A 25,195-nucleotide genomic window follows, 5' to 3' on the forward strand; every position below is an offset into this window, starting at 1 on the left:
GACGCCGCGTTTACCCTGACGTCGCCGGCGATTAATCCGGGGATGCGGGGCATGCCGGTGATACCGCCCGCCCCGTTGCGCACGATCTACGGGGTGATTAGCGGATTTAAGCTGTTGTCCACCTCGCATGACGAAAGCCGTTATGAAGTCACCCTGGAACCCCGGCTGGCCCTGTTGTCGAGAAGCCGCCAGTCCGCGATTTATCAGAAGATGTCGGTGCCGGAAATCGTGGAAAAAATCCTGCGTGAACGGCACGGTTTTCGCGGGCAGGATTTCTTATTCACCCTGGCGTACCCCTATATCCGTATTGGCAAGGGTCAGGTGGAAAGTGGCGCGCCGGATCACATTATCCAGCGGGGCGCGGTGTGGCAGAAATTCGGTGGACAGAGTTTTAATCAGATGGCTTCCCAGCGTGAGACAACGGATTTCTCTATAACACCGCAGGTACTCTGGGTTTTTGATGATTCATCAGTGAATAACCAAAGCGGACTGTTGCACAATCAGGATAAGAGTCAGCAATCCTTAACAACAGGCTCAGGGGGTGAAACGGCCAAACAGCAGCAATTGGGTGTGGAAGCCATGAAATTCTATTTAAAAGAAGATAAGGAGTGATTGATGACCGATTCATCAGAAAAAGTGGTTGTTACCCCGGTCTATGACAAACATGGCAGGTTGTATTACCCATTAGTTAATGCGCCCAGTGAAAAGAACCTGACGGCGATTTGTTATAAGGTGCCAAACCGGATTATCCCGGTGATCTTTCTGCCCGGGGTGATGGGGAGTAATTTGCAGGATAAACACGGAAATGAAGTTTGGCGTGTAGATGGTTATGGAAGTCTGTGGGAGTGGATAGTAAAAGGTTCAGAGACACGAAAAAAGTTGCTTGATCCAGAGAGTACAAAAGTTGATTCACGGGGAAGGGTGGATGACAACGATAAAGAGGGCCCTAAATTTCCCTCACGGAAAGAGCGGGGTTGGGGGCAGGTAGCTTATATGAGTTACGGTGAATTTTTGTCCTGGCTTCAGGCGGCGCTGGATGACCAGGATGAGTTATTGCACAACCGGTTGAATAAGACGGGGAAGCAGACACTGCGTCAGCAACTGGAATTGATGGATCTACAGGCTGAGATGGGAGAAGAGAAACTCTCGTTGAATGAGATTAAGCTGAGTTATCAATATCAGTTTCCAGTCCATGCGATGGGGTATAACTGGCTTCAGTCTAATGTAGAGTCGGCAAAAAATCTGGCTGACTATATTGGTAAAATTGTGAAAGATTATAAACGGCGGGGTCAGCCCTGTGAGAAAGTGATCTTGGTGACCCATTCGATGGGGGGATTGGTCGCTCGTCATTGTTCAGAAGTACTGGGGAAACGCAACGATATTCTGGGTATTGTCCACGGAGTAATGCCAACCTATGGCTCGCCAATGGCTTATAAACGGATGAAAGCAGGTGAAAATGGCATTGTTGGGCTGGTGATTGGTAAAGATGGCGCCCAGCTCACTCCAGTGATGGCGCAATCACCGGGACCACTCCAGTTATTGCCCGGTCTGAGATATGGCACCGGATGGTTGCAAATTAAAGATGGTAGGACGCTCTATACCTTACCGAAACGTGACCCTTATGAAGAAATCTATTTGCAGCGCGATAAGTGGTGGGGGTTATGCGAAGAACGTCTGATTAACCCGGCTAATGAGAAACAAAACCCGGCGATAATGCAGGCAGACTGGGATAACTTTACAAAAATGATCACAAAGAATGTTCGGCCTTTTATCGAAGGATTAAATGGCCGTTACCATAGTAATACCTATGCCTTTTATGGTAACAGTATGAAATACCGCTCCTATGGCATAGTACGTTGGGTGGTGCGTACTCTAGTTGATCGGGGAGATGACCCCGGGCTGGCATTTAATAGCCCGGTATACGACCCGTATAATAATCATCTGGCCGATACGCGTATGGTGGGATATTCCACTGACCCAGACAAACCTCATGATCATAGTCACCTTAGATCCTTTGCTATTGCAGACCCGCAACAGCCCGGTGATGGTACTGTGCCGGTTGAAAGCGGCAAGTTTGCTGCCAGTGGCCTGCATTCGTTACTGGGTGTCGAAGTTGATCATGAAGGCGCTTATAAAACGGATAACACCAAAGATACTCGCTGGTTTACCCTGCGAGCGATTATCAAAATAGCGCAATCTGTTAAACAAACTTCGCTGGCCTATCCTGATGAATAGAAAAAAAGTACTTGTTATTGCGATTGCCAGCCTACTGGTGCTGGTGTCTTACGGGCTGTGGCATCGGTTACAGCCTTATCCTCCTCATACGGTGTTAAATCAGAAGGAACAATTAGCTGTGGATAAATTATTAGCAAACTTACAAACCCGTTGTATTGGTCGGTATCTGGTTGATCTGCCAGCAAACTATAACAATACCTTAAATGATGCTATTTGGGTGAATGATAACTTGGTGGAAACCGGCCTGCTCTATCCGCCTGCCTTTGAACAGCGTATTCAATTACGGGAAGACGCGTTACGGCAGATGAAGACGTCATATCCCGTTGATATGCCCTATCTAAAGAATATTTACCGCTTACCGCAGGGGATGCAGGGGATTATTTTCGAGCGTATGGAGGACCAAAGTGTCCCGGATATGGCCCGGGTATTAGAAGCCCATCTATATAGCAATGGCGTGGCGATAAAAGTAGAAATGAAAGCGACAAATGCTTCTGCTGCCCGTTATGATAAAGATCGGCAGATTCATCCTGATATTTATAATAATGATGTACCAGCAAAACTGGCCGAGTTGAAAGACTTATTATCCCGTATACAGGGACGTAAAGAGACGGAAATACCCACTACTGCTGGAAGCTGTATTCCCCATGCTTTTATTGCTGATAATAAAAAAGATAAGGAATTTATAGAGTTATTATATAAAACGAATCCGAATAATTACCTGAATGCCACGATGATGAGCAATAATTATATCCGTGAAAAAGACAGTATGCTGGAACGTCTTGGTGTAATTGAAACCATGCTGTCTCGGGGAAAGGTTTTCCGCAAAGGGAAAAGGAAAATAAACGGGTTGGATACTGAAGAGCTGTTGCTGTCGGGTCGTCAGCCGAACAATGATAATCCTCGTTATCTGTTTACATTATTGGTTAATGAGAAAACCGGCGGAAAAAAAACACCGGTATTTGATTTGACGGTGGTCAATGATGAAGAGACACCGACAGCCTATACCCAGAATGAAATAGTAGCGTTCTGGGATGCCATTAGTCAGACCCTCAGAGTCAGACCGGGGGCTTTCAAATAGCAATAAAAATACGCTTTAAATTGAAATCGTGATAGGAATATCAAGGAGAGGTTAAAAATGATTAAGTTTGATTTTTGGGATACGGTATTAATCTGTGTTTTTCTTTTTTTCTATTATGCCTGGCCGATCATAATGATTATTGACGGCTATGTCATGTATCGGATTATCCAATACATGAAGAGTAAAAGATATAAACGTGTCATATTCTTAGTCCCGGTGGCAGTGGTATTGAGTGTGCCGCTTATTTATCTGTTAATTCAGTGGCTAAATGTAGTGGGTTATTAAAATTAAAGTCAATAATGGGATATTTCGGTATTAAGATATTATTTCCTGATATTTCATGGTTTATTTAGGGTTATTCTGATAACAAGCAGAGGATATCACTATGTCTGGTGTTGTGTGTTTAGGTGATGCCACTAATCGGGGGGGAAAAGTTATTACTGCTTCTTCAACGATCTATTTTGACGATAAACAGGCCGCCCTGGTCGGTGATTTAATTGATTGCCCGATAGATGGGCACGGTGTTAATCCGATTATTGAGGGCGATGATACCGTCCAAGAAAATGGTTGTTCTATCGTGGTGCATAATTGCCGCTGCCTGTGTGGGTGCCATGTGTTGAGTTCAATGCCCCATATTGGTCGCGATTGACCCGGTTAGAGCCGCAGTGCTGTGCGGCTGATCTATTTTTATTCCCTTTCTTGAGGACAATTTGATGGATGATTTAACCCTGCGCTATTACGAGGCAGAAATTCGCTACCTGCGTGAAGCAGGCAAAGAGTTTGCTCAGGCTTATCCCGATCGGGCCGCAATGCTCAATCTGGATAGGGTCAGTATCCGTGACCCTTTTGTGGAACGTCTGCTTGAAGGCTTTGCTTTTTTAATGGGGCGTCTGCGTGAAAAGCTGGATGATGACCTGCCGGAGTTAACGGAAGGGCTGGTCAGTCTGTTATGGCCGCATTATTTGCGCACCATTCCTTCTATGTCGATTGTTGAGCTGGCCCCGGATTGGGCGCGGATGAAAAAATCCGAGCCGGTGGAAAAGGGATTTGAAGTGCTGTCGCAGCCAATTGGTCTGCACGGAACCCGCTGCCGCTATACCACCACTCAGGCGGTTCAACTGTTGCCCCTGTCACTCACTGCGGCCTCTTTTCAGGCTGAACCGGATGGCCGTTCTGTTATCCGGCTGCGTTTTGACTGTGGGACGATGGTGGATTGGCGTCAAGTTGATTTGCGCTGTTTGCCGCTGTACCTGAATGCGGATAGTCCGTTGGCCTGTGCATTGCATCGGGCGTTCACGCTTCAAACACAACAGCTTTATCTGCGTCTGCCCGGCCAGCCTGATCGGCAGCCGTTTGATGGCGGGTTCTCACCGCTGGGATTTGGAGACGCGGAAAGGTTGTGGCCGAAAGGGGAAAGTGCATTCAGTGGTTATCAACTGCTGCTGGAGTATTTCACCTTCCGGGAAAAATTTATGTTTGTGGCGCTCCGCGGACTGGAAACGCTGACGATCCCCGACAGGACACCGTGGTTTGAGCTGGAGGTGGCGCTGAGTGAAAGCTGGCCCGGTGATCAGCCGTTTTCTGCGGAGAATATCCGTTTGCATTGCTCTCCGGTCATTAACCTGTTTTCGCTAGAGTCCGACCCATTGCGGTTGTCACCGCTACAGACTGAATATCTGCTGCGCCCGATGCGCCTTCAGGACGGGCATATCGAGATTTATTCGGTGGATGCGGTGGTGTCTTCGGAACGTGTTGGTCATCAAACGTATGTGCCGTTCAGTAGTTTCCGCCACAAAGGGGGCATGATGCGGCATGAGGCACCGGAACGTTACTACCATACCCGGGTGAAACGGGGACCATCAGGGCTGTATGACACCTGGCTTATCCTGGGTGGGGAAGATTTTGATGATGATAAACCGTATGAAGAAAACCTGTCACTGACCCTGACCGGCACTAATGGACAACTGCCTCGCCGGGCGTTACAGGATACGCTGCTGGATACGGCGATTAATCCTCCACTGGCGGGATTGATCGTACGTAATCTGTGTGAGCCGACATTGCCCTGTTATCCGCCAAACCAGGACCGCTTCCATTGGCGGATACTCAGTCATCTCGGCTCCAACTTTCTCAGTATGATGGATAACCCGGATGTGCTGCGCGGCACGCTGGCGCTGTATGACTGGACCGATAATGAGATGAATACCCGTCGTCTGGCTGCGATTGTGGCGGTGAAACATTCGCTTATTGAGCGGTTTGAACAGGGGTATCTGCGACGGGGTGTGCACATTGAAGTCACGCTGGATAGTCAGGGATTCTCCGGCACCGGTGATATCTGCCTGTTCGGTGAAATGCTCAGTCGCTTCTTTGCCCTGTACACCGATATCCATCTGTTTAACCGGCTCACGTTGATTTTGCAACCCACAGGGGAACGATTGTTATGGGAAGAAAGACACTGCACGCGCATTCCCGGCTGATGGCCACACTGAAAACCAATATATCGACCCTCGATTTCTACTCATTCTGTCAGACAATTGAGCGTGCTGTTCCTGACCGGCCGCCGCTGGGCAGTACAGATAACCCTGCCGATGATGTGATACGTTTCCGGCCTCATCCGGGGATGGGCTTTCCGGTTAGCGAGCTGAAAGCGATAGAAACCGACCCTGAATGCCCGGACCGTCCACCGACAGCCAGAACCACGTTTATGGGGCTGTACGGGGTGGATTCTCCGTTGCCGACCACTTATCTGGATGATATTACCCAGTGTCAGGAAGGGCATGAAGCGATTGAAGCTTTTCTGGATATTTTCAATCACCGGACATTCACTCAGTTCTACCGTATCTGGCGCAAATATTCCTCCTACCCGGCAACCTTTGCGGCTGGGGGAACGGATGGGACGTCTCAGTGTTTGTTGGGGCTGATTGGCTTAGGCATACCGGGCAGCCGGCAGCATATTACGACGCCGGTGTCCCGTTTTTTGGCGCTGCTCAGTGTGATGCGTCTGCCGACGCGTACCGCCGAAGGCGTCTCGGCGCTGGTGACGTTATTGGCCCCGAAGACCCGTACTGTGGTGACACCTTGTTGCCCACGGCAGATCCATCTGATGCATCCGGCGGGGTTTTCAGATATGCAGCAGATTTCTCTGTCGCAGCGCACGGTGCTGGGCAGAATGGGCATCGATATTAACAGTCAGCTATTGGTGGTACTGCACACGGATTGTTTGGAGGAAGTGCAAGGCTGGCTGCCGGGTGGGCAGTTGCACACCGATTTTCAGGTATTGCTGCGGGTTTATCTGGGCTGGCGTTACCCTGCCAGATTGCAATTAACCCTGCCGACGCGGATATTGCCGCCACCAGTATTGGGGGGCTCTCCCGTTCAGTTGGGGTTGACCGGTGTGTTAGGACTCAAGGCTGAACAGTATCTGACGGCAGTGCCTGACAACATTACCGTGAATGTGGGGAATTATCGGGGCATTACGCCAAACAACCATGAAAATAAAGGAGGACACCATGTTAACTATACTTTTTTATAAAACCGTACCGTTGATAGCGGCGATAACACTGTTGCTGACTGGCTGCGGCTTGACCCAGACAGTGACCGATGGGGCGGTCTCGGTCACGCAATCCCTGTTCTATCAGCAAATCAAGACGCTGCATCTGGATTTTATCCCACGGGCTGCGGTCAATACGGATGGGGGGGAAAGTGTTGCCCTGTCTGTCCCCACACTGGTACGTGTCTATCAATTACGGGATAACAAAGCGATAACCGCAGCGGATTATGCAGACTTGTTGAATGACGGCGACCGGGTACTCAGTGCCGACTGTTTGGCGAGTCAGGAGGTGGTGGTAAAACCGGGCGGTCATGCGTCTCTGGATATGCCGATGGCCGCTCAGGCGAAATACGTGGCGGTGGTGGGGCTGTTTAGAACGCCAGACCTGTCTAAAGGGACTTGGCGCCGGATAATAAAACGTCGTGAGCTGTTACCGGATAAGCCTCGAACTATTGAGCTGAATACCGACGGTCTGACCCTGTTACCTGAGAAGGAATGAATGAGATGAAAACGAAGACGAAAAGGCCCTCCCTGTATGACCGCCTGAAGGGGTGCTTTACCGGTGGCCTGGCATTGTCCCAAGTCAATGAAGAGCAGCAGGTGATTTTGTCGGTACTGGACAATATGCAGCGTGTCCTCAACTGTCGGGCGGGAACGCTCGCTCATCTGCCGGATTATGGTTTGCCTGATCTCAGCATCATTTTGCAAGAGCTACCTGCGTCGTCACAGCGTTTGATCGCAACAATCGAGCATACGCTGTTGACTTATGAGCCGCGTTTGAAGCAGGTGACTGTTACGTTACTACCGATGCTTGAACCGGCACATCTGCGTTATGACATCAAGGCGGAATTGAAAGGCGTGGGACTGGTGCGTTTTAGCACGGAGTTTGTGCCGGAAGGGCAAGTCTTGATCCGCCATTTACGCCAGCAAGGGCGGATAGATTAATTTTTTGTGTCGCTACCACTATTAATAAATGAGAGAACAGCGTGACGCTGTTCCCGATAATAGTTATTTTATAAGTTGTACCAAATATCAAGCAGGGCTAATTGTTGTATCGATTACTTGGTAAAAAGCATTTAAGGTATCTGAGATTGTCCAAACTCCCAGTATAACATGATAGCCTTGATAACCCTCTGGTAAGGTACATTTATTAATAACTCTACTACCCGGCATTTCTTCCTGATAATCCTCAAAGCAGAAAGGTGTGCTATTAAATTGCTCTCTGGTTAAAGGTTTATTGGGATCCCAATCAGGTTTGGTAATAAAATATTCCCAACTTGAGGTTTTATGTTGAATCATAATTTCCCACTGGAACTCAATACCACCGGCAGTAATAGGAATTTTTTTCCAACGATCTTCGGTTTGAACATCCAATGCGCCAAAATGACCAATGCCAGCGCTAGCAATATGACCATCTTCCGGGCCAGCTTGTGGAAAGCCTTTCTTAGCTTCAAGAGATTGAGGCTCATACTTGACCAACCCACAATCCGTGTTTTGTTCATTTCCCTGTGCGGAACAAAGGAATGCACGACTTCCTGGGCTATCAATATAACCATGAGCCCATGCGCCATTAAATAAAGCTGTCATTATCGTAGCGGCTAAAGTCATCACTTTCACTTTATGTTGTTTATACATAATAGTGTCCTCCATTTACAGGATAATTTATCTACGACAAATAAAGCCCCAGGACTTAATTATTCATTCTAGATAAATATAATATGATTATCCATTTCATAAATTGATTAATAATCTAATTATATTAAGTTATTGAAATTTTGTTTAAAATATGCCTGTTACTATTTTTTGTAATATAAAACGATATAAATTTCCTAATTTATTTGACATGGCTCATATAATAGGCAATTGATGCGTTTTAGGTAACATCTGTTATTCTTGAGCTTGACGCAGAATTTTTTAGCGGGACGAGAGAAATTTAAAAAAATCCCTCGATGAAAATCGAGGGATTTGTGTAGGAAAAACAGCGGATCTCGGGGATTATCTTGTTAAAACTGACAAACAAGAGCTGTATCAAGGCAATTTCGTTGATAATCATCCCAAAAACCTAGGGGATAATCCTCGATATCGCTTTTTAACAGCATTGGTTTTTGCCATCTAAATTGTTTGAACCCCGCCTTTTGGATCGCTGTTTGATACTGTTCACGACTCCAACGGTACATAGTGAAAGGACTGGGTGGCGTGGTAAGAAATTCAGCTCTCAGGAGAGTTGTATCTTTCACAGGCTCTTCACTCAGAATTTTTATACAATAATTTTCATAATTCCCTTTTTCTAATCGATAATCAGGTTCAAAGGTATATGCAATTAGTTTACCGGAGGGCTTGAGATGAGCGGCAATAACACGGAACATAGCTTCAAGGTCTTCAATAGATTTTGCATGGCAGAATAACCAAGCTGCATTGACTATGTCAAATTTGCCAAATGACTCCATCTTGCAGACATCTCTTACGTGAAATTCGATATCGTCACCGTATTGTTGTGATTTGCTTTTCGCAATTGCTATCATGTTATCTGATATATCGACTCCAATGACTTTTGACGCGCCACGATTCCTGTATTCTCGACTAAAGAGACCATATCCACAGGCTAAATCCAATACAGATTTCCCGTGTATATCTCCTGCCAGATTGAAGATAGTTCTGATTTCTACTTTGATATGGACAGCAGTATCTGAAAAGCTCTCGTAAAGATGTGCTATAGGGTCATATAAAGGGTCATCTTTCATGTTTTTTATCCTTAGCTAAAGGCCAAAGTACTTTATTTATCGAAGAGGTATATTATTTAGTATGAATTAATAATTACTGAAAGTCTTTATCTTATTATATATTAATACATTAGTGATAAATTAGATATGATTTTTTATATTGGTTAATTTTCGGGTAAACATGAAGGAGTAAATAAATATAAAACACTTATAATATGTTTTGTGGAACTATTACTCTTATAATAATGATTTCGTGTTATCAATTTATACCCTAGGGATTTCAAGATGCATCGTGACGACAAGGGAGTGAATCCCCGGGAGCATAGATAACTATGTGACCGGGGTGAGTGAGCGCGGCTAGCAAAGAGGAAACTCGAAATATATTAGGTATATCTACTTAAACTCTACAATAATATTCCACTAATGCTTAATAACATAAAGATCTTTTGTCGACACAAAACCCAATGGACTCATATAATACCCACCAATATAAGGTTTGACTAATCTGACGCCGATATAGTAATAAACGGGAATTGCGGGTACATCTTTTGCCAGAATGTCTTCTGCTTGCTGAAAATATTTTCTTTCATTTGTTACTTTAGCTTTATTTATCAAATCATCATAAGCATGATTGCTATATAAGAATGTATTATTAGAACTATCAGTAACAAAATTATTTAAAAACGAGGCAGGATTATCGTAATCAGCGATCCGTGCATATCTCACCATATCAAAATTACCTTGACGAATAACATCCAACATGGCTTTTCGTTCTTGGTTCTGTAAAATAATATCTACATCCAGACTTTTTTTCCACATTGAAGTCGCCGCAATAGCAATCCGTTTATGCTCTTCTGACGTATTATAAAGAAGTTTAAATTTCAATGGGTTATCTTTATTATAACCCGCTTCATTTAATAATTTCCTGGCTTTCTCGATTCTTACTTGTTGTGTCCATGATGCATAATCAGGTTGCCCTAAATTCATTCCGCCAGTATTGGGTGGGGTATGATTATAAGCAGCTTCTTGGCCTTGTCCCAAAACTTTATTCGCGATAATCTCTTTATCTAAAGCCAAATTTAATGCCTGTCTGACTCTGACATCATTAAAAGGGGCTTTTTGATTATTAAAATCATAATAATAAACACCTAATGCTGGTGTGATATGAACTTGATTACCTAATTTAGCCTTTAAAGATTTAAATAAAATCGATGGGATATTCTTGGTGATATCAATTTCCCCAGCTAGATAACGGTTGATATCTGCCGTTTCTGATGCTATTGGAAGGTAAGTGACTTTATTAATAACAGTATGAGCACTGTCCCAATATTGTGAATTTCTGACGCCAACAACTTTCTCATTAACAACCCATTCGGACAACTTAAATGGTCCACTACTGACAAATACATCGGAATGAGTCCATTTTTCGCCATATTTTTCAACCGCTTTTTGGCTAATAGGTGCCATAACAGGGTAGGCCAACATCTGTAAAAAATAGGATACAGGTTGTTCCAACGTTACTTCCAAAGTCAAATTATCCAGTGCTTTTACACCTAATTCATCGGTTTCTTTCTTACCAACAACAATATCTTTGGCATTGACTACGTGCATGTTTCCAAGATAACTGCCATACGGAGACGCAATTTTGGGATCAACTAAACGTCGCCAGCTAAAAACCACATCATGGGCAGTAATAGGGGAGCCATCAGACCACTTTATTCCTTTTCTTAGATGAAATAACCACACTTTATTATCTTTGGTTTCCCAACTGACCGCTAAATCAGGATTGATTTTTCCATCACTGCCCGCTCGGATTAATCCACTAAAAAAATCATGGATAATATTAAATTCAACATCATTTTCAACTTTATGAACATCAAGAGACACAGGTTCTGAACCATTATTGCGAACGATATCTTGATTAACTGACAATAATGTACCTGCTGGAATAATTGCGGCATGAGACAATGCCAGATTGCCAAATATAATACCTGTGAATAAAGATATATTCCTTAATGTTTTATTCATTGTTTGTTCTCCAAGAAGATTTCATTTTGGGGTGTCTATTTCAGGGAAATCAATTATTTGATAATTAAGGTTTTTATGTGCTCTTGTAAACCAAACCTCAGAATGTTTATGACTATTTAAGATATTAAGTTAGAATTATGTGATTCTATTGAATACCCTATTTTGAATGCAAGAGGTATAACTATAATTAAGTATTAGCATAAAATACTTAGTGCTACTTCATCAATATCATGAAATCTAAGCAATAAATCTAATTTATTTTTTAATTATACACCTTGAAATATTCACTTATCACATGAATTATTTAAACCATTTTTCTTAAATAACACCCAACGGATGAGAAGCAATGTGGAGGCTAATATGAAACATAAAAAAATAAGTGATGAAGCCAATGAACAGAATGATGACCTGAGGGTCAGCCGTCGTCGTTTTATTCAAGCGAGGGTGGCGCTTATATCGATTCCTTTTGTTTCTACCCACCAAACAACCGCCGGAGATAAAACAGACCAGAGCTCACTACCGATTAATGTTATTGATACCAGTGAAACGAAAGTCATACCCACCTGTAGTACATTTGATTGTGGAGGAAGATGCGATATCCGAGCTCATGTTCGAGAAGGCGTTGTCACTCGCATCACCACCAGACCTGATCATGAACTTGATGAAGCAATGCCGATCATGCAAGCTTGCGTCCGCGGCAAGGGCTATCGCAAATTTGTTTATCATCCTGATCGTTTAAAATATCCGATGAAACGAGTTGGTAAGCGGGGAGAAGGAAAATTTGAACGAATCTCCTGGGATGAGGCAACAACCATTATTGCGGATAAGCTAAGAAGCATTACTGAGAAATATGGCCCCGCTTGCCGCTATGTTAGCGTTAATACCGCGATAATTGGCGGGGTATCATCAGGTGATAAAATGTTACGTCGTTTATTCAATATTACCGGCGGACATTTACAATATTACCATTCCGTGAGTATGGGCAATACAGCGGCAGCGACACCTTATACCTACGGTGTGGCAACTTCGGGTAGCACACTGGATACCTTAGAAGATACCCCATTGGTGATCCTTTGGGGCCATAATCCGGCTGAAACTATTTTTGGTCACACCAATCACTATTTCCAGAAGATGAAAAAAAACGGCACCAAATTTATTGTTGTCGATCCCCGTTATTCTGATTCTGCTTCCTCGTTGGCTGACCAATGGATTCCTTTGCTGCCAACAACTGATAACGCATTAATGGATGCAATGATGTATGTGATTGTCAGTGAAAATCTGCACGACAAAGGGTTTATTGATCGCTATACGATTGGTTTTGATGAAGACAATATGCCGGATGGCGTTCCTGCCAATGAATCTCTGGTTGCTTACCTGACAGGCGCTAAAGATGACATTGTGAAAACAGCGGAATGGGCTGAAAAAATCACTAAAGTACCGGCAAATATCATTCGTCAACTTGCCCGTGAATATGCCAGCACGAAACCCGCCGCCCTGATTCAAGGATGGGGACCACAACGTCATATCTGTGGTGAACGTGTTGCACGTGGTTCAACAATTTTAGCTACAATAACCGGCAATGTAGGTAAAAAAGGGGGATGGGCGGCCGGTTTCGGTGGTGTCGCGGGTAATAAATCCCTCTATGGACTCGATGTTGGTAAAAACCCGGTAAAAGAAAAAATCTCCGTGATGAACTGGGTCCAAGCAGCCGATGATGCCAGTAAAGTTACCCCGGCGGATGGTTTAGTTGGTGCGGATAAGCTGAATACCAATATCCGTATGTTATTTTCGCTGGCTGGTAATTACCTTGCAAATCAAAACCCGGATATCAATCAGGCAGTAAAAATATTGGCAGATGAATCTAAAATTGAATTCATTGTCTCCAGTGATCTTTATCTAACACCAAGTGCCCGATATGCCGATATTTTATTGCCGGAAACCAGTTTTATGGAACGCTGGAATATTGCCTATCCTTGGGGTACCGGTAGCTATTTCATTTTGTCATCAAAATTGATCGAACCTGAATTCGAACGGCGTTCTGATTATGAATGGATACGCGAAGTTGCAGAAAAACTGAATGTTGAACAGGAATTCAGCCAAGGTCGTGACGAAAAAGCGTGGATAGCCCATATTATGGAATCGAGTCGTCAGGCTATGCCAAAAGAAAATTTGCCCACTTTTGAGGAATTACAACGGGCAAGCAAACATCTTTTCAAAATACCGCCTTATGTGGCTTTTGAAAAAAATATTCGTGACCCAGAAAATCATCCATTTCCAACACCCTCAGGAAAAATAGAGATATTTTCTAAGCGTCTATACGACATGCAACATCCTGAGATCCCTGCGTTGTCGCATTATGTATCGGCATTCGAAGGGCCGGAAGATAAATTAACTGAAAAATACCCGTTGCAATTAATTACCTGGAAAGGGAAAAACCGCGCTAATTCAACCCAATATTCAAATCCTTGGTTAAAGGAAGTACAAATCCAGAAGTTGTGGATTAATCCGTTGGATGCACAGAAACGCAAAATTAAACAAGGGGATTTGGTTCGGGTATTTAATGATCGCGGTGTTTCCATGATCCCGGCGGAGGTAACTCAACGTATTATCCCCGGCGTGGTGGCAATGCCGACTGGCGCATGGTGGCAACCGGATAAAAATGGTGTTGATTGGGGAGGTTGTGTCAATGTGCTGACATCATCCCGTAAAACCCCGCTTGCACACGGAAACTCTCATCAAACATTATTGGTTGAGGTCGATAAAGCATGAGTGAATTTTACCGTTAAATCCATTGCTCGTCATCAATATGGGATGCGTGAAATATAGCCAGGAATAGTTCATTTAGAAAATATTCTTCACTAAATAAAGTCATTTCTTGATAGATGACTTTATTATGGATGTTGAGCGATTTGTTAGTAATGATATCATTTCATTTTAGATGATTTAATTGAAATTGAAGTCAGGTTTGCTGGAGACAAATACGCCATTTACAATATGAAGGTTCATTATTTTAAATTATGATACTTGTAAAGTTATCCAACTATATTATTCAATTATCTATATATTGAGGATGAATTAATGTCTGTTTTTTTAAAAAGAATAACTATTACCCTGTGGTTATTGGTGTCTGCTAATAGTTACGCGCAGTCTAATATAGAACAATCAACATGCTCTAATGGGGTTGATATCAATTTCACTCATGTACTTCCCTGTTATCGAGAGCAGTTGGCAACACTGCCTCTTAACTATTCGTTTTTAAGTAAAGAAAAATTGCCCCAGATTGAGCTACGTCACTATCAATTGACATCACAATTTTGGTCTCCAGGAAACCTTGTTCTACCTGCCAAATGGCAACACAATGTTGATATATTTATTCCTGATAATCCGCTTTTACAGCGGGCACTGGTTGTTGTGAATAATGGAACTAATTATAATAGCGGGTCTGAGGCACCCATTTTGCCAACAGATTTCAGTGTGACAACATTAGCTGCTATTGCTCGTGCAACAAATATGATAGTGATCTCTATCAGTAATATTCCTAATCAACATCTCGTATACCGAGACGATGGAAAACCCCGTAAAGAAGATGATAGTGTTGCTCACAGTTGGACATTATTCATGAACGAACCAGAGAAGCAGTCGTTAATACCTTTGCATATTCCTATGGCTACTTCTGTTTCTCAAGCAATAACTTTGGCACAACGAGAGCTAAAACAGTGGAATATTAATAACTTTATTGTTTCTGGTGCATCGAAACGCGGATGGACAACCTGGTTATCGGCAATAGCAGATACACGTGTTGATGCAATAGTGCCTTTTATTATTGACATACTTGGTACACGTGCGGCATTTAAACATATCTATGAATCTTACGGAAAAAATTGGCCGATTGCGTTTTATCCGTATTATCAGGAACATGTCGATGAGAAAATAGATACGCCTGCATTTGCTAAATTAATGCAGATAGAAGATCCTCTACAATATCTGGGATCAATTTATGAATCTCGGCTTGCTATCCCTAAATACATCGTTAATGCCAGTGGGGATGATTATTATGCTTCTGATAATGCGAGATTCTATTATGATATTCTTCCTGGGGATAAATCTTTACGAGTAGCCCCCAATTCTGATCATCGTGGCATAGGGAACTTTACAGAACAGTCATTGATTACATTTATTAATCGGCTCCAGCAGTCGATTCCTATGCCGAAGCTTAATGTAACCCTGAACTCACAGCAGCATTCGCAAATACTGACAGTTAATTTTTCAGAAAAGCCTGAAAAAGTGATACGCTGGACTGCTACAAATCCAATTTCACGAGATTTTCGTTATGCATGTGGTATCCGATATAAAGCGTCGCCACTTGATTTTAATAAGATGCAACAAGTTGAAATTTCGCTGAATTCCCCAGTCATAGGATGGGAAGCGACCTATATTGAAGCAACTTTCAGTGATGGATATGTGGCAACAACGCGAGTTTACATTACTCCTGATGACAAATATCCAGTAGCCGCGCCTTTATCAAGTGTCCCAACATGTCAAACATTGCCAGGTCGCGGGCTAGGCTCAGAATAAGGTAATAATGATAAAGCCTAAATAAGCTATTTATGAAAAATTGGACCTCCAGCGTTTTCTGACGGTAACTGGAGGTCTGAATATATTAAGCATTTAGGAAAAATGGGACATAATTCATAAAATCAACATTACCTTACCTATATGTCTTAAGCGAGCACTCCTGGAATAACTCTCTATAAGTATTCTGTGTTTCACTAAGCAATTATTGATAACGTCACAGTATGATCTGTCTCAAATAGCGCCTGTGATAGCGCGATACAATGAGGAACATCAAAATGGACCGTATGCTAGCAGGTAAAGTTGTGATTGTTACTGGCGGCGCGAGTGGCATCGGAGCAGGTATTGCTTTAGCAGCGGCGCGTCATGGTGCGGCAACCGTCATTATCGGTGATATCACGGATCAACCCCGAGAGGGAGGAGCGCCGGTACTCCAGCGTCTTAATTCGCTTGGTACACAAGCCATATTCCACCAGTGTGATGTCACCTCGCGAAGCGAGATGGATGCATTGGTCGATGTTGCTACACCGTTCGGCGGTGTTGATTTGATGGCTTGCAATGCAGGAATTGCATTAGCTACCGATGGCCCACGGATTAGTGCGGACGATTTTCACAAGCTGCTTACGGTCAACCTTGATGGCGTTTTATTTGGCGCACAAGCAGCGGCTGAACAGATGATAAAACTGGGCAAACGCGGAAGTATTGTGGCAACGTCAAGTATGGGGGCAATCAGGACGGGGCAGCTCACAACCGCGTATTCTACGAGCAAAGCAGGGGTGAACATGATGGTGGCTGCATTGGCCGATGCTTTTGGACCGTCAGGTATTCGTGTTAATGCGGTATGCCCAGGACTGATCAATACCGCACTTCCTCTTTCCTCGCCGGAAGTCGCGAAAATGTTTGATGGGTTACGGGAGAGGATGCCACTCCGTCGACTGGGAGAACCGGAAGAGGTAGGAAATGCGGTTGTGTGGTTAGGATCAGATCTCGCGTCGTTTGTAACCGGCGTATCACTACTAGTCGATGGCGGACAAACAGTAGTACTGTGAGAACACGCATTTTAGGGCAATTGGTATATTCCGAAGGAGAGTAGGGTAAAATGGCTGTTTTTCAATTACATGCGGTAATTCTTTACATAGAATCAACAGAACCGAATATTTTCGCCAGTTTTACCAATTGAGCCATTTCATCATGAGAAGCGCCATTTCTGAGAATATCCAGTACCGTCGAGGATTCAGCCAGATCGATACCAAAATTCAATGTTTTGATTTCACGGAGGAAAAAACCGCACTTTTTTACACCGCTGACTGGACCTAGATTAGCCAATATTTCTGGCACACCTTTTAAATATCCCTTATTGCTAGTTTTTTTATTTACCGAAAACTGGAATACAGGATATAAATTCTCTATTCCCCAATTTAATACAATGAGTTTATGACTTTCACCATATTTGTTTACTGTCGGGCGAGTCACTCCTAATATATCAGCAACCTTACTGGACTTATAAACACCACCGTATTCCCCAAGATGGGCAAGAAAAGCGTTTCTACTTTCGATAAATGCCTCATGTTCTTTCTTTTCCGATGTGATATTTTCCACTATTTCAATATAGTTAGCTCGCCCTTTGACTTCTGTCCAAAATTCATCATCAGGTAGCGTTAACAACTGAGAAATACTCTCTGAATCTTTGTTTTTAAGCACATTAATAAAATGATTAGCAAGATTGATGATGCGTGCTTTGACCAATTCAGATTGATCAAATCCACTTTTCGGTTTTACTGCCAGTGCATTGGGTTGTTTTGCTGATGTCTCCATTAGCACCTCAATGGTATTTTGCAATTTCGAAAAATTAGCTTACAGTAAATTGTAAGATAGGAAAACTTTTTCACCAATCTCTTTTTAAGAAGTCATACTAGTCGGTGATGCGGTTCAATTCTTCCAACGCAGTACGATTTTCCCTTTACCACTTTGATACTTCTATAAGTATTGATTTACTTTAATTCCACCCTAACTTGATGATAATTTAACTAGATTATGTTAGTCAAATATTATTATCTTATTATAACTAGCGTCAATTGTATTGACTACTTTTGAATTTCATTTTCTATTGAAAGAAAAATCGAAGTGGATGTGGATACCGGAGGTTGGAATTTACCAAGATTATCTACCGATGGTTCAATCGCAAAAATGGTGAGTATTAGTTGACTTGGGCAAAGTTACAACTGATCCTTAAAACGCCAAGCTATCTAGCAAAATGGAAAAACCTGTTTAAATCTCCACTTATCATATTAAACGTAACCCAATAAAAAGGATCGTCAAAAGAAATAAGAGGTATATATGCACAGCCAAATTAATTCATTGCCCCAATATATGTTAGCGATCAGCATCATTAAGCCCGGAGGCCCGGAAAAATTGCATCTGGTTCAGGTTCCGCTACCACGGCCAGGAAAAGGCTACTTGTTGGTCAAAGTGGCTGCGGCCGGTGTTAATCGGCCTGATATATTTCAGAGAATGGGTTCTTATCCACCACCACCTGATGCATCTCCATTACCGGGGTTAGAAATTTCAGGAGAAGTGGTTGCCAAAGGTGAAGGTTGTGAACGCTGGAACCTTGGCGATAAAGTTTGTGCCCTTGTTGCCGGAGGCGGTTACGCCGAGTATTGCCTGGTACATGACGCCATTGCCTTACCCATCCATGGCTTGGATTTTGTTCAGGCAGCCGCATTGCCAGAAAACTTTTTTACCGTCTGGGCTAATGTTTTTCAGACTGGCAAGTTGAAACAAGGAGAAAGTTTGCTGATTCATGGTGGTACTTCTGGGATAGGCAGTGTCACTATTATGTTAGCAAAAGCGTTTGGTGCCAGAGTTATTGCAACTGTCGGTTCTGATGAGAAAGCTAAAGTTGCCCACAGTTTAGGTGCGGACTTTGTGATTAATTACCGTAAAGAAGATTTCGTTGATCGGGTATTGAAAATCACTGGCAATCATGGCGTTGATATGGTTGTTGATTTAATCGGTGGTGATTATGTCAATAAAAATTATAAGGTTGCTGCTAAATTCGGGAGAATTATTCAGATTGGTATGATGAAAGGAGACCCTGAAAATCTTAATCTGATGCCCTTAATGCTAAAACGCCTGACTCATACGGGTTCTACATTACGCTCTCGCAGTATAGAAGAAAAAGCAGAGATAGCTAAAGAGTTAGAAAAACATGTCTGGCCACTACTGAAATCAGGAAAAGTCAGTCCATTAATTTGTAAAGTATTTGATCTGAAAGATGCCGCTGATGCACATCGAATGATGGAAGCCGGTGATGTTATCGGCAAGGTTATGCTGGTAAATGTATCATCTTAACAGTACTTCTGCTTAAATCAGGGCTATTTCAACTTATAGCCCTGCGCTCTATCTACTAAGCACTTCACGTTAGAATAAATCCTTATAATTAATAAGCTTAATAATCGATAAATCATTATTTCCCTCGGTTTTTTGATTGGTTTTTATTCGTTCTTTGTCCTCGCGCACAAAATCAGAATTTATATTTAATGTCATTGTTAATATTTTAACAAATATAGTCTATATCTATTAACAAATGATCGTTCATGGATATGTTAATGACTAATCTATTCCACCTGATAGATTTTTCTTAATGTTTAGAATAATGAGGTATGACCAGCTATTGATAAGTTAGGTGGCATATAATTTTCTGTCTGCCTATCAGAGGATGATAGTGATTTCATTAACAAATAAAGAATTTCAGAATCTCTCTGTTGCTGACAGCCGTTTTTGTTAGTTGAAAAAGGGTATGTGATTATGACCAAGCAGTTTACTTCGCACTTAAACATTGATGCGTTGTTTTTAGGCCCTAAATCAGAGAATACGGTTTTTTTTAAAGAAATGATGGAATATGCCGTAAGTGAGCATATGCACTGGCGTTCTGATTTTCACCCAGAAGATCCCGCCCTGGTAACCTCAGTTGATCGTTACGCACCTGATTATAGAGAAACCCTTTATCGGACAGAGGGTATTCTGAACCAGCTATCCGCCAAACTGAAAAACACCTCTGTTCCCTGGTTTTCTCCTCGTTATATGGGGCATATGAATGCCGATACCTTGATGGTTTCCAATCTCGCTTATGTCATGGCGATGATGTACAACCCGAACAATTGTGCCCACGAGTCATCACCGACAACAACGGAGCTAGAAATTGAAGCAGGGTTGGATTTATGCCAGATGTTTGGTTATGACCCCCGCCGAGCCTGGGGACATATCACATCGGGAGGAACCGTCGCCAATTATGAAGGGCTATGGGTTGCGCGTAATTTAAAAACCATGCCTCTTGCCATTGCACAACACCCGCAATCCCGTGATTTGGTCGCAAATAAATCAGAACAACAACTGTTGAATATGTCGCCATCAGATATTCTGGATTTAACGGATGAATTAAAAAAACGGGGCATTTTCGAAGAAGTTCGTGAACTTTCTTGCCGTGGTGTTGGGATAAAACAGGGAATGTTTGGCAAGGTCTTGGTTCCACAGTCGAAACATTATTCATGGATGAAAGCAATGGATGTTCTAGGGATTGGTCAACAGCATATTGTGCCATTGCCGGTCGATGAAAATTACCGTACCGATGTTGAAAAAATGCGTGAAATTACGTTCAGTCTGATAGAGCAGGGAGAACCTATTCTCGCTATGGTAACCGTGGTTGGAACGACGGAAGTGGGTGCCATTGATCGAGTTGATGAAGTTATTGCGTTGCGTAAAGAGTGTGAAGAGCGTTATGGCGTCTCATTTTATGTGCATATTGATGCTGCTTATGCAGGTTATGCCAGCGCAATGTTCCTTAACGAGCGGGGAGAGTTTATGGAATATGATGAACTTATCCGCCGTTATCGTGAATTGGCAACCATTCCCGAAGATATTATTTGGCCTAAACCTGAAATTTACCAAAGTTTCCGGGCCATGTGTCAGGCTGATTCAATCACCGTAGATCCTCACAAAGTTGGATTTATTCAATATGCAGCCGGTGCGGTATGTATGAAAGATAAGCGTATTGTTGACCTCATTTCCTACCGTGCAGCTTATGTTTTTGAAGATGTTGATGCTCAACAGAATCAAGCCGTTAACCGGCGTGTCGTGCTCGGTGCTTCTATTATGGAGGGATCTAAAGCCGGAGCTATCGCCGCCGCGATTTGGGCCGCGCACCGATTGGTTCCACTTAATATCAGTGGCTACGGAAAAGTGATTGCTGCTGGTATTGTGACGGCCAATTGGATGGTTAAAAAACTCTTAACCACAGAACCATTGGTTGTTGATAAACGCCGGTTTGAAATTCATGCCATGCCGAATCCTGATTTCCATATGGTCAATTTTACTTTTAAAGAGCAAGGAAATAATGACTTAATGCATCACAACCGTCTTAACAAACGGATGTACGAGCTTTGTTCATATACCTCTGGACGTACCTATACCAATGATTTTTTGACTTCTTCCACCTCCCTTGGTTATGAAGAGTATGGTGATACTCCTTGGCATTATGTTGAAAGTTGCGGTTTTGACCAAGCAGAATGGCAGAAAGTCCACAGTTTATATGTCTTACGTGCTGCTGTGATGACTCATTGTTTACGTAATGCTGACGATTTTGACGAGTATTGGGAAAGGCTCCAGAAAATTTTTATCCACAAACTGACTCAAATTGTTGATGAAGAAGAAAAAAAGAAAGTGGCCTGATTTTCTATTATTAAATATTTATTGTTGATTCGAAGGGAAAAAACGTGAAGAACCGTACTTTTGGCAGTACTTTTATCATCGCAGGAACAACCATCGGTGCTGGCATGCTGGCCATGCCATTAGCAACCGCCGGTGTAGGATTTGGTGTAAGTTTGATCATGCTGGTTGGCTTGTGGGTCTTGATGAGTTACACCGCATTATTGCTGGTTGAAGCTTATCAATATGAGTCTCCTGATACGGGGTTAGGGACACTTGCTCAGCGTTATCTTGGCAACGGCGGCAAAATGTTAGCCGGTTTCAGCATGATGTTTCTGATGTATGCATTAACATCAGCCTATATTAGTGGCGCCGGGGAATTACTGACAGTCAGCCTCAACAAATGGTTGAATTTATCCCTTCCTGCTTCAGTGGGTGTTGTCGTGTTTACAGTGATTGGTGGAGGAATTGTTTGCATTGGCACCAGCTCTGTAGATATGGTTAATCGAGTTATTTTCAGTGCAAAAATTATTTTTCTGGTATTGATGTTGGGAATGATGATGCCGCATATTCAGCATATTAACCTACTGACCATGCCATTAGAGCAAGGATTAATATTATCTTCAATTCCTGTGATATTCACATCATTTGGTTTTCACGGCAGTGTTCCCAGTATTGTGAAATATATGGATGGCGATATCCGTCGACTCCGTTGGGTATTTATCATCGGCAGCGCAATTCCGCTATTTGCTTATATTCTCTGGCAATTGGCGACGCTCGGAAGTATTAATTCCACCACATTCGTCGATATCTTAGCTGAAAACGCAGGATTGAATGGCTTATTGCACAGCATTCGCGAAGTTGTTGCTTCACCGAAAACGGAGCTTACAGTACAAATGTTTGCCAACCTGGCGCTCGCAACCTCATTCCTCGGTGTCACACTTGGCTTGTTTGATTTTTTGAGCGATCTGTTTAAACGCAAAGATAGCATAGCCGGGCGTATGCAAACTGGTTTGTTAACTTTCGTTCCGCCATTGATTTTCGCGCTATTTTACCCAAAAGGTTTTGTAATGGCGTTGGGATATGCCGCCGTCGCGCTGTCAATTTTGGCGTTATTATTACCCAGTCTCTTGGCCTATAAATCCCGTCAGCAAAATGAACGTCGATATCGGGTACCTGGCGGTAAACCTGTACTATTACTGGTATTCACCTGCGGTATTGCAGTAATAGCAATCCAGATTGGGATAGTAAGTGGAATGTTGCCGGAAGTAGGGTGAGTACTAGGTTATCGAAGATAAGTTCTTCTTTGACCTAAAGGGTATTCTCTGACAGACTGCTATATAAACTATTTGCATAGCATAGATATACCTATTATTAGCGGAGGCAATTATGAATCATACCCATTACGAAACTGATGTGGTCGCTTGGGCAAATGAGCAGGCAGCGCTATTACGTGCCGGTAAATTCTCTGAGATTGACATAGCCAATATTGCTGAGGAGATCGAAGACGTAGGCAAGATTGAACAACGTGAGTTGGCTAACCGCATGGCAGTATTAATTGCTCACTTATTAAAATGGAAATACCAGTCAAGCCATAGAGGAACAAGTTGGGAGAGAACAATTAAAGCGCAAAGAAAAGAGATTCTTTATGGTTTAAAAGAATCGCCTAGCTTAAAAACAAAGTTAAATGATTCAGACTGGGTTGATGTCATTTGGTCTAAAGCCGTTGCCTCAGCAATGAACGAAACCGGGTTGGACATGTTTCCTGATGTATGCATTTGGAGTATGTCTCAGATCTTGTCTTCTGAGTTTTATCCTGATTAAGGTCTGGGCTACCGAAAGTAGGGGAATAAGCACTTTAAAAACAAAATGGAGAAAAATTAAAAGTTATAATAACTATCTCTGTTTGCCCCTGTCAAAAACTAATATTAATTATAAGGAGTTGAATCATGGCGAAAGAATTATTTACTGCCACAGTAAAATCTGTAGCTGGATTAAAAGTTGAATGTACATCAAGAGATTTCTCCTTTTATTTAGATGAACCACGTAATTTAGGCGGTACTGACCAAGGGATGAATCCAGTTGAAGCTTTACTCTGTTCTCTCGGTGCTTGTAAGTGTATCGTAGCAAAGGCTTTTGCTAAACTGCACAAAATTAACTTAATTGATATTCACGTTGATCTGGAAGGTGAGCTTGATACTGATGGTTTCACTGGTAGAAATAAACAAGCGAAATTAGGCTTCTCTAAAATAGTGACAAAATTTCATATTAAAGCTGATAATAGTGAAGAAGAAATTTATGCCTTTGTCGACTTTATTAATAGAACCTGCCCGGTTCACGATACCATCGAGAATGCCCCAAGTTTTGTCACTGAAATATATTGTGAATAAAATAGGTGTTGCGCCGAGATAATTTCATAAAGAAAATGTTGTTTAAATTAATCTAAAAAATCCTCTACGGTAAAGTAGAGGATTTTATTATAAAGTTAGGAAAATCAATGTTTATCTATCTTTTTCTACATTGATAAAAACACAAGAAATAATGACTATTGTTTAATAACATGAACCGTAGTTATATTACAACTTACGTTTTCTATACCAACTGTAATATTTAAACCCTGTGCATAAGCTTGGCTTAATAGCTTGTTAATGTTTTCAGCGCTTGATCCTGACCAAATATAACCTGGTTTTCCACAGTTACTGGCTAATTTCCCGCTGAATGTATAAAAATAATGTGCAGGATTGTCCCAATCAGCTTTAATTTCTGCGACTCTGACAATGCCACTATTCGTTTCTGCGGAGAATGCAGGGGTGCTAATCATACCAACGAGAATAAATAACATAGATATCAATTTTTTCATAAATCACTCCTGATTAATAATAAAGAAAATTTGACGCATTTGAAGTGTAAATTATGCAAATAATCTTTGCACCAATTTCCAGTCAATATAAAAGGTATTCTGTCTGATAAAGAATGTCTGGATATTTTCTTGCTAAAATTAATGCTATGTTTTTATGATAATTATCTTTTTATAGAGAATAAGATAGCAATAATAATATAAATCGTATTATTCAAATTAATAAAAAGTCCTCCACAATAAAGCAGAGGATTTTATTGTTAAACTAAAATGTTTAATAATTCAATATTACATTTCGGATCTATTTTCCTCTTCGGCTAATTTATCAGCCACTTCTTTGGCAAACTGATTACCACCATCTATTTGTTTTAGAATTTTGTTAATGATTTCTAATTCAATCACAGGATAATATTAGAAATTTTATTTTTAATTTTTTGGTGATTTTATTATAT

At 42.2% G+C, this 25,195-nt stretch carries 21 protein-coding genes and 1 pseudogene; 17 read left to right on the forward strand and 5 right to left on the reverse strand.

The features are described 5' to 3' along the window. The 9 genes and pseudogenes from D3222_RS20170 to tssE form a co-directional block, all read left to right on the forward strand. A pseudogene (locus D3222_RS20170) lies at positions 1-300 on the forward strand (contractile injection system protein, VgrG/Pvc8 family); the annotation flags it as partial. 315 nt (positions 301-615) lie between these two features. Then, positions 616-2,235 carry a PGAP1-like alpha/beta domain-containing protein gene (locus tag D3222_RS20180; protein WP_118987738.1) on the forward strand — a complete coding sequence of 540 codons (1,620 nt, stop codon included), beginning with the start codon at positions 616-618 and terminating at the stop codon, positions 2,233-2,235. Continuing rightward, positions 2,228-3,313, forward strand: coding sequence for a T6SS immunity protein Tli4 family protein (locus D3222_RS20185; protein ID WP_118987739.1), 1,086 nt, complete (start codon positions 2,228-2,230; stop codon positions 3,311-3,313). Before D3222_RS20180 ends, D3222_RS20185 begins: the two co-directional genes overlap by 8 nt. A gap of 57 nt (positions 3,314-3,370) precedes the next feature. Further along, on the forward strand, positions 3,371-3,598 hold the full coding sequence (locus D3222_RS20190; RefSeq protein WP_118987740.1) for a hypothetical protein: 228 nt from the start codon (positions 3,371-3,373) through the stop codon (positions 3,596-3,598). 100 nt (positions 3,599-3,698) lie between these two features. Continuing rightward, positions 3,699-3,962 (forward strand): PAAR domain-containing protein, encoded by a 264-nt coding sequence (locus D3222_RS20195; RefSeq protein WP_118987741.1) that lies wholly within the window; start codon positions 3,699-3,701, stop codon positions 3,960-3,962. A gap of 64 nt (positions 3,963-4,026) precedes the next feature. Next, entirely contained in the window at positions 4,027-5,787 is a 1,761-nt protein-coding gene (gene tssF, locus D3222_RS20200) for a type VI secretion system baseplate subunit TssF (protein WP_118987742.1), read from the forward strand. After that, the gene (tssG, locus tag D3222_RS20205) at positions 5,751-6,842 is read left to right on the forward strand and encodes a type VI secretion system baseplate subunit TssG (RefSeq protein WP_118987743.1); all 1,092 of its coding nucleotides are present in this window, start codon (positions 5,751-5,753) and stop codon (positions 6,840-6,842) included. Before tssF ends, tssG begins: the two co-directional genes overlap by 37 nt. Next, positions 6,820-7,359 (forward strand): type VI secretion system lipoprotein TssJ, encoded by a 540-nt coding sequence (tssJ, locus tag D3222_RS20210; RefSeq protein WP_118987744.1) that lies wholly within the window; start codon positions 6,820-6,822, stop codon positions 7,357-7,359. Before tssG ends, tssJ begins: the two co-directional genes overlap by 23 nt. Before the next feature lie 5 nt (positions 7,360-7,364). Continuing rightward, positions 7,365-7,805, forward strand: coding sequence for a type VI secretion system baseplate subunit TssE (gene tssE / locus D3222_RS20215; protein WP_118987745.1), 441 nt, complete (start codon positions 7,365-7,367; stop codon positions 7,803-7,805). A gap of 87 nt (positions 7,806-7,892) precedes the next feature. Here tssE and D3222_RS20220 read toward each other — a convergent pair whose 3' ends face one another. The 3 genes from D3222_RS20220 to D3222_RS20230 form a co-directional block, all read right to left on the reverse strand. Further along, positions 7,893-8,495: a lytic polysaccharide monooxygenase gene (locus tag D3222_RS20220; protein ID WP_118987746.1), complete on the reverse strand. Its 603-nt coding sequence runs from the start codon at positions 8,493-8,495 to the stop codon at positions 7,893-7,895. Between the two features lie 368 nt (positions 8,496-8,863). After that, positions 8,864-9,601, reverse strand: a complete 738-nt coding sequence (locus D3222_RS20225; RefSeq protein WP_118987747.1) for a class I SAM-dependent DNA methyltransferase — start codon at positions 9,599-9,601, stop codon at positions 8,864-8,866. 399 nt (positions 9,602-10,000) lie between these two features. After that, positions 10,001-11,608 (reverse strand): ABC transporter substrate-binding protein, encoded by a 1,608-nt coding sequence (locus tag D3222_RS20230; protein ID WP_118987748.1) that lies wholly within the window; start codon positions 11,606-11,608, stop codon positions 10,001-10,003. 360 nt (positions 11,609-11,968) lie between these two features. Here D3222_RS20230 and D3222_RS20235 point away from each other — a divergent pair, with 360 nt between their 5' ends. The 3 genes from D3222_RS20235 (at position 11,969) to D3222_RS20245 (ending at position 17,229) form a co-directional block, all read left to right on the forward strand. Next, positions 11,969-14,377 (forward strand): DMSO/selenate family reductase complex A subunit, encoded by a 2,409-nt coding sequence (locus D3222_RS20235; protein ID WP_118987749.1) that lies wholly within the window; start codon positions 11,969-11,971, stop codon positions 14,375-14,377. 309 nt (positions 14,378-14,686) lie between these two features. Beyond that, on the forward strand, positions 14,687-16,183 hold the full coding sequence (locus D3222_RS20240) for a PhoPQ-activated pathogenicity-related family protein (RefSeq protein ID WP_118987750.1): 1,497 nt from the start codon (positions 14,687-14,689) through the stop codon (positions 16,181-16,183). Between the two features lie 275 nt (positions 16,184-16,458). Continuing rightward, on the forward strand, positions 16,459-17,229 hold the full coding sequence (locus tag D3222_RS20245; protein WP_118987751.1) for a glucose 1-dehydrogenase: 771 nt from the start codon (positions 16,459-16,461) through the stop codon (positions 17,227-17,229). 82 nt (positions 17,230-17,311) lie between these two features. Here the strand turns inward: D3222_RS20245 and D3222_RS20250 are convergent, their stop codons facing one another. After that, a complete protein-coding gene (locus tag D3222_RS20250) occupies positions 17,312-17,995 on the reverse strand; it encodes a hypothetical protein (protein WP_118987752.1) in 684 nt (227 codons plus the stop codon). Between the two features lie 522 nt (positions 17,996-18,517). Here D3222_RS20250 and D3222_RS20255 point away from each other — a divergent pair. From D3222_RS20255 to D3222_RS20275, 5 genes are all read left to right on the forward strand, one after another. Further along, positions 18,518-19,534, forward strand: a complete 1,017-nt coding sequence (locus D3222_RS20255; protein WP_118987753.1) for an NAD(P)H-quinone oxidoreductase — start codon at positions 18,518-18,520, stop codon at positions 19,532-19,534. A gap of 456 nt (positions 19,535-19,990) precedes the next feature. Continuing rightward, the gene (locus D3222_RS20260) at positions 19,991-21,910 is read left to right on the forward strand and encodes a pyridoxal phosphate-dependent decarboxylase family protein (protein WP_118987754.1); all 1,920 of its coding nucleotides are present in this window, start codon (positions 19,991-19,993) and stop codon (positions 21,908-21,910) included. A gap of 44 nt (positions 21,911-21,954) precedes the next feature. Continuing rightward, complete coding sequence (tyrP, locus tag D3222_RS20265; protein WP_118987755.1) at positions 21,955-23,163, forward strand: tyrosine transporter TyrP; 1,209 nt, start codon at positions 21,955-21,957, stop codon at positions 23,161-23,163. A gap of 112 nt (positions 23,164-23,275) precedes the next feature. Next, complete coding sequence (locus D3222_RS20270; protein WP_118987756.1) at positions 23,276-23,710, forward strand: DUF29 domain-containing protein; 435 nt, start codon at positions 23,276-23,278, stop codon at positions 23,708-23,710. A 125-nt stretch (positions 23,711-23,835) separates the two neighbouring features. Then, positions 23,836-24,276 (forward strand): OsmC family protein, encoded by a 441-nt coding sequence (locus D3222_RS20275; protein WP_118987757.1) that lies wholly within the window; start codon positions 23,836-23,838, stop codon positions 24,274-24,276. Positions 24,277-24,431: 155 nt separating this feature from the next. On the opposite strand, the gene D3222_RS20280 is transcribed toward D3222_RS20275, so the two are convergent. Then, on the reverse strand, positions 24,432-24,746 hold the full coding sequence (locus tag D3222_RS20280) for a hypothetical protein (RefSeq protein WP_118987758.1): 315 nt from the start codon (positions 24,744-24,746) through the stop codon (positions 24,432-24,434). Positions 24,747-25,195: the final 449 nt, after the last annotated feature.

The organism is Photorhabdus sp. CRCIA-P01, assembly GCF_003545805.1.
GTDB lineage: Bacteria > Pseudomonadota > Gammaproteobacteria > Enterobacterales > Enterobacteriaceae > Photorhabdus > Photorhabdus antumapuensis.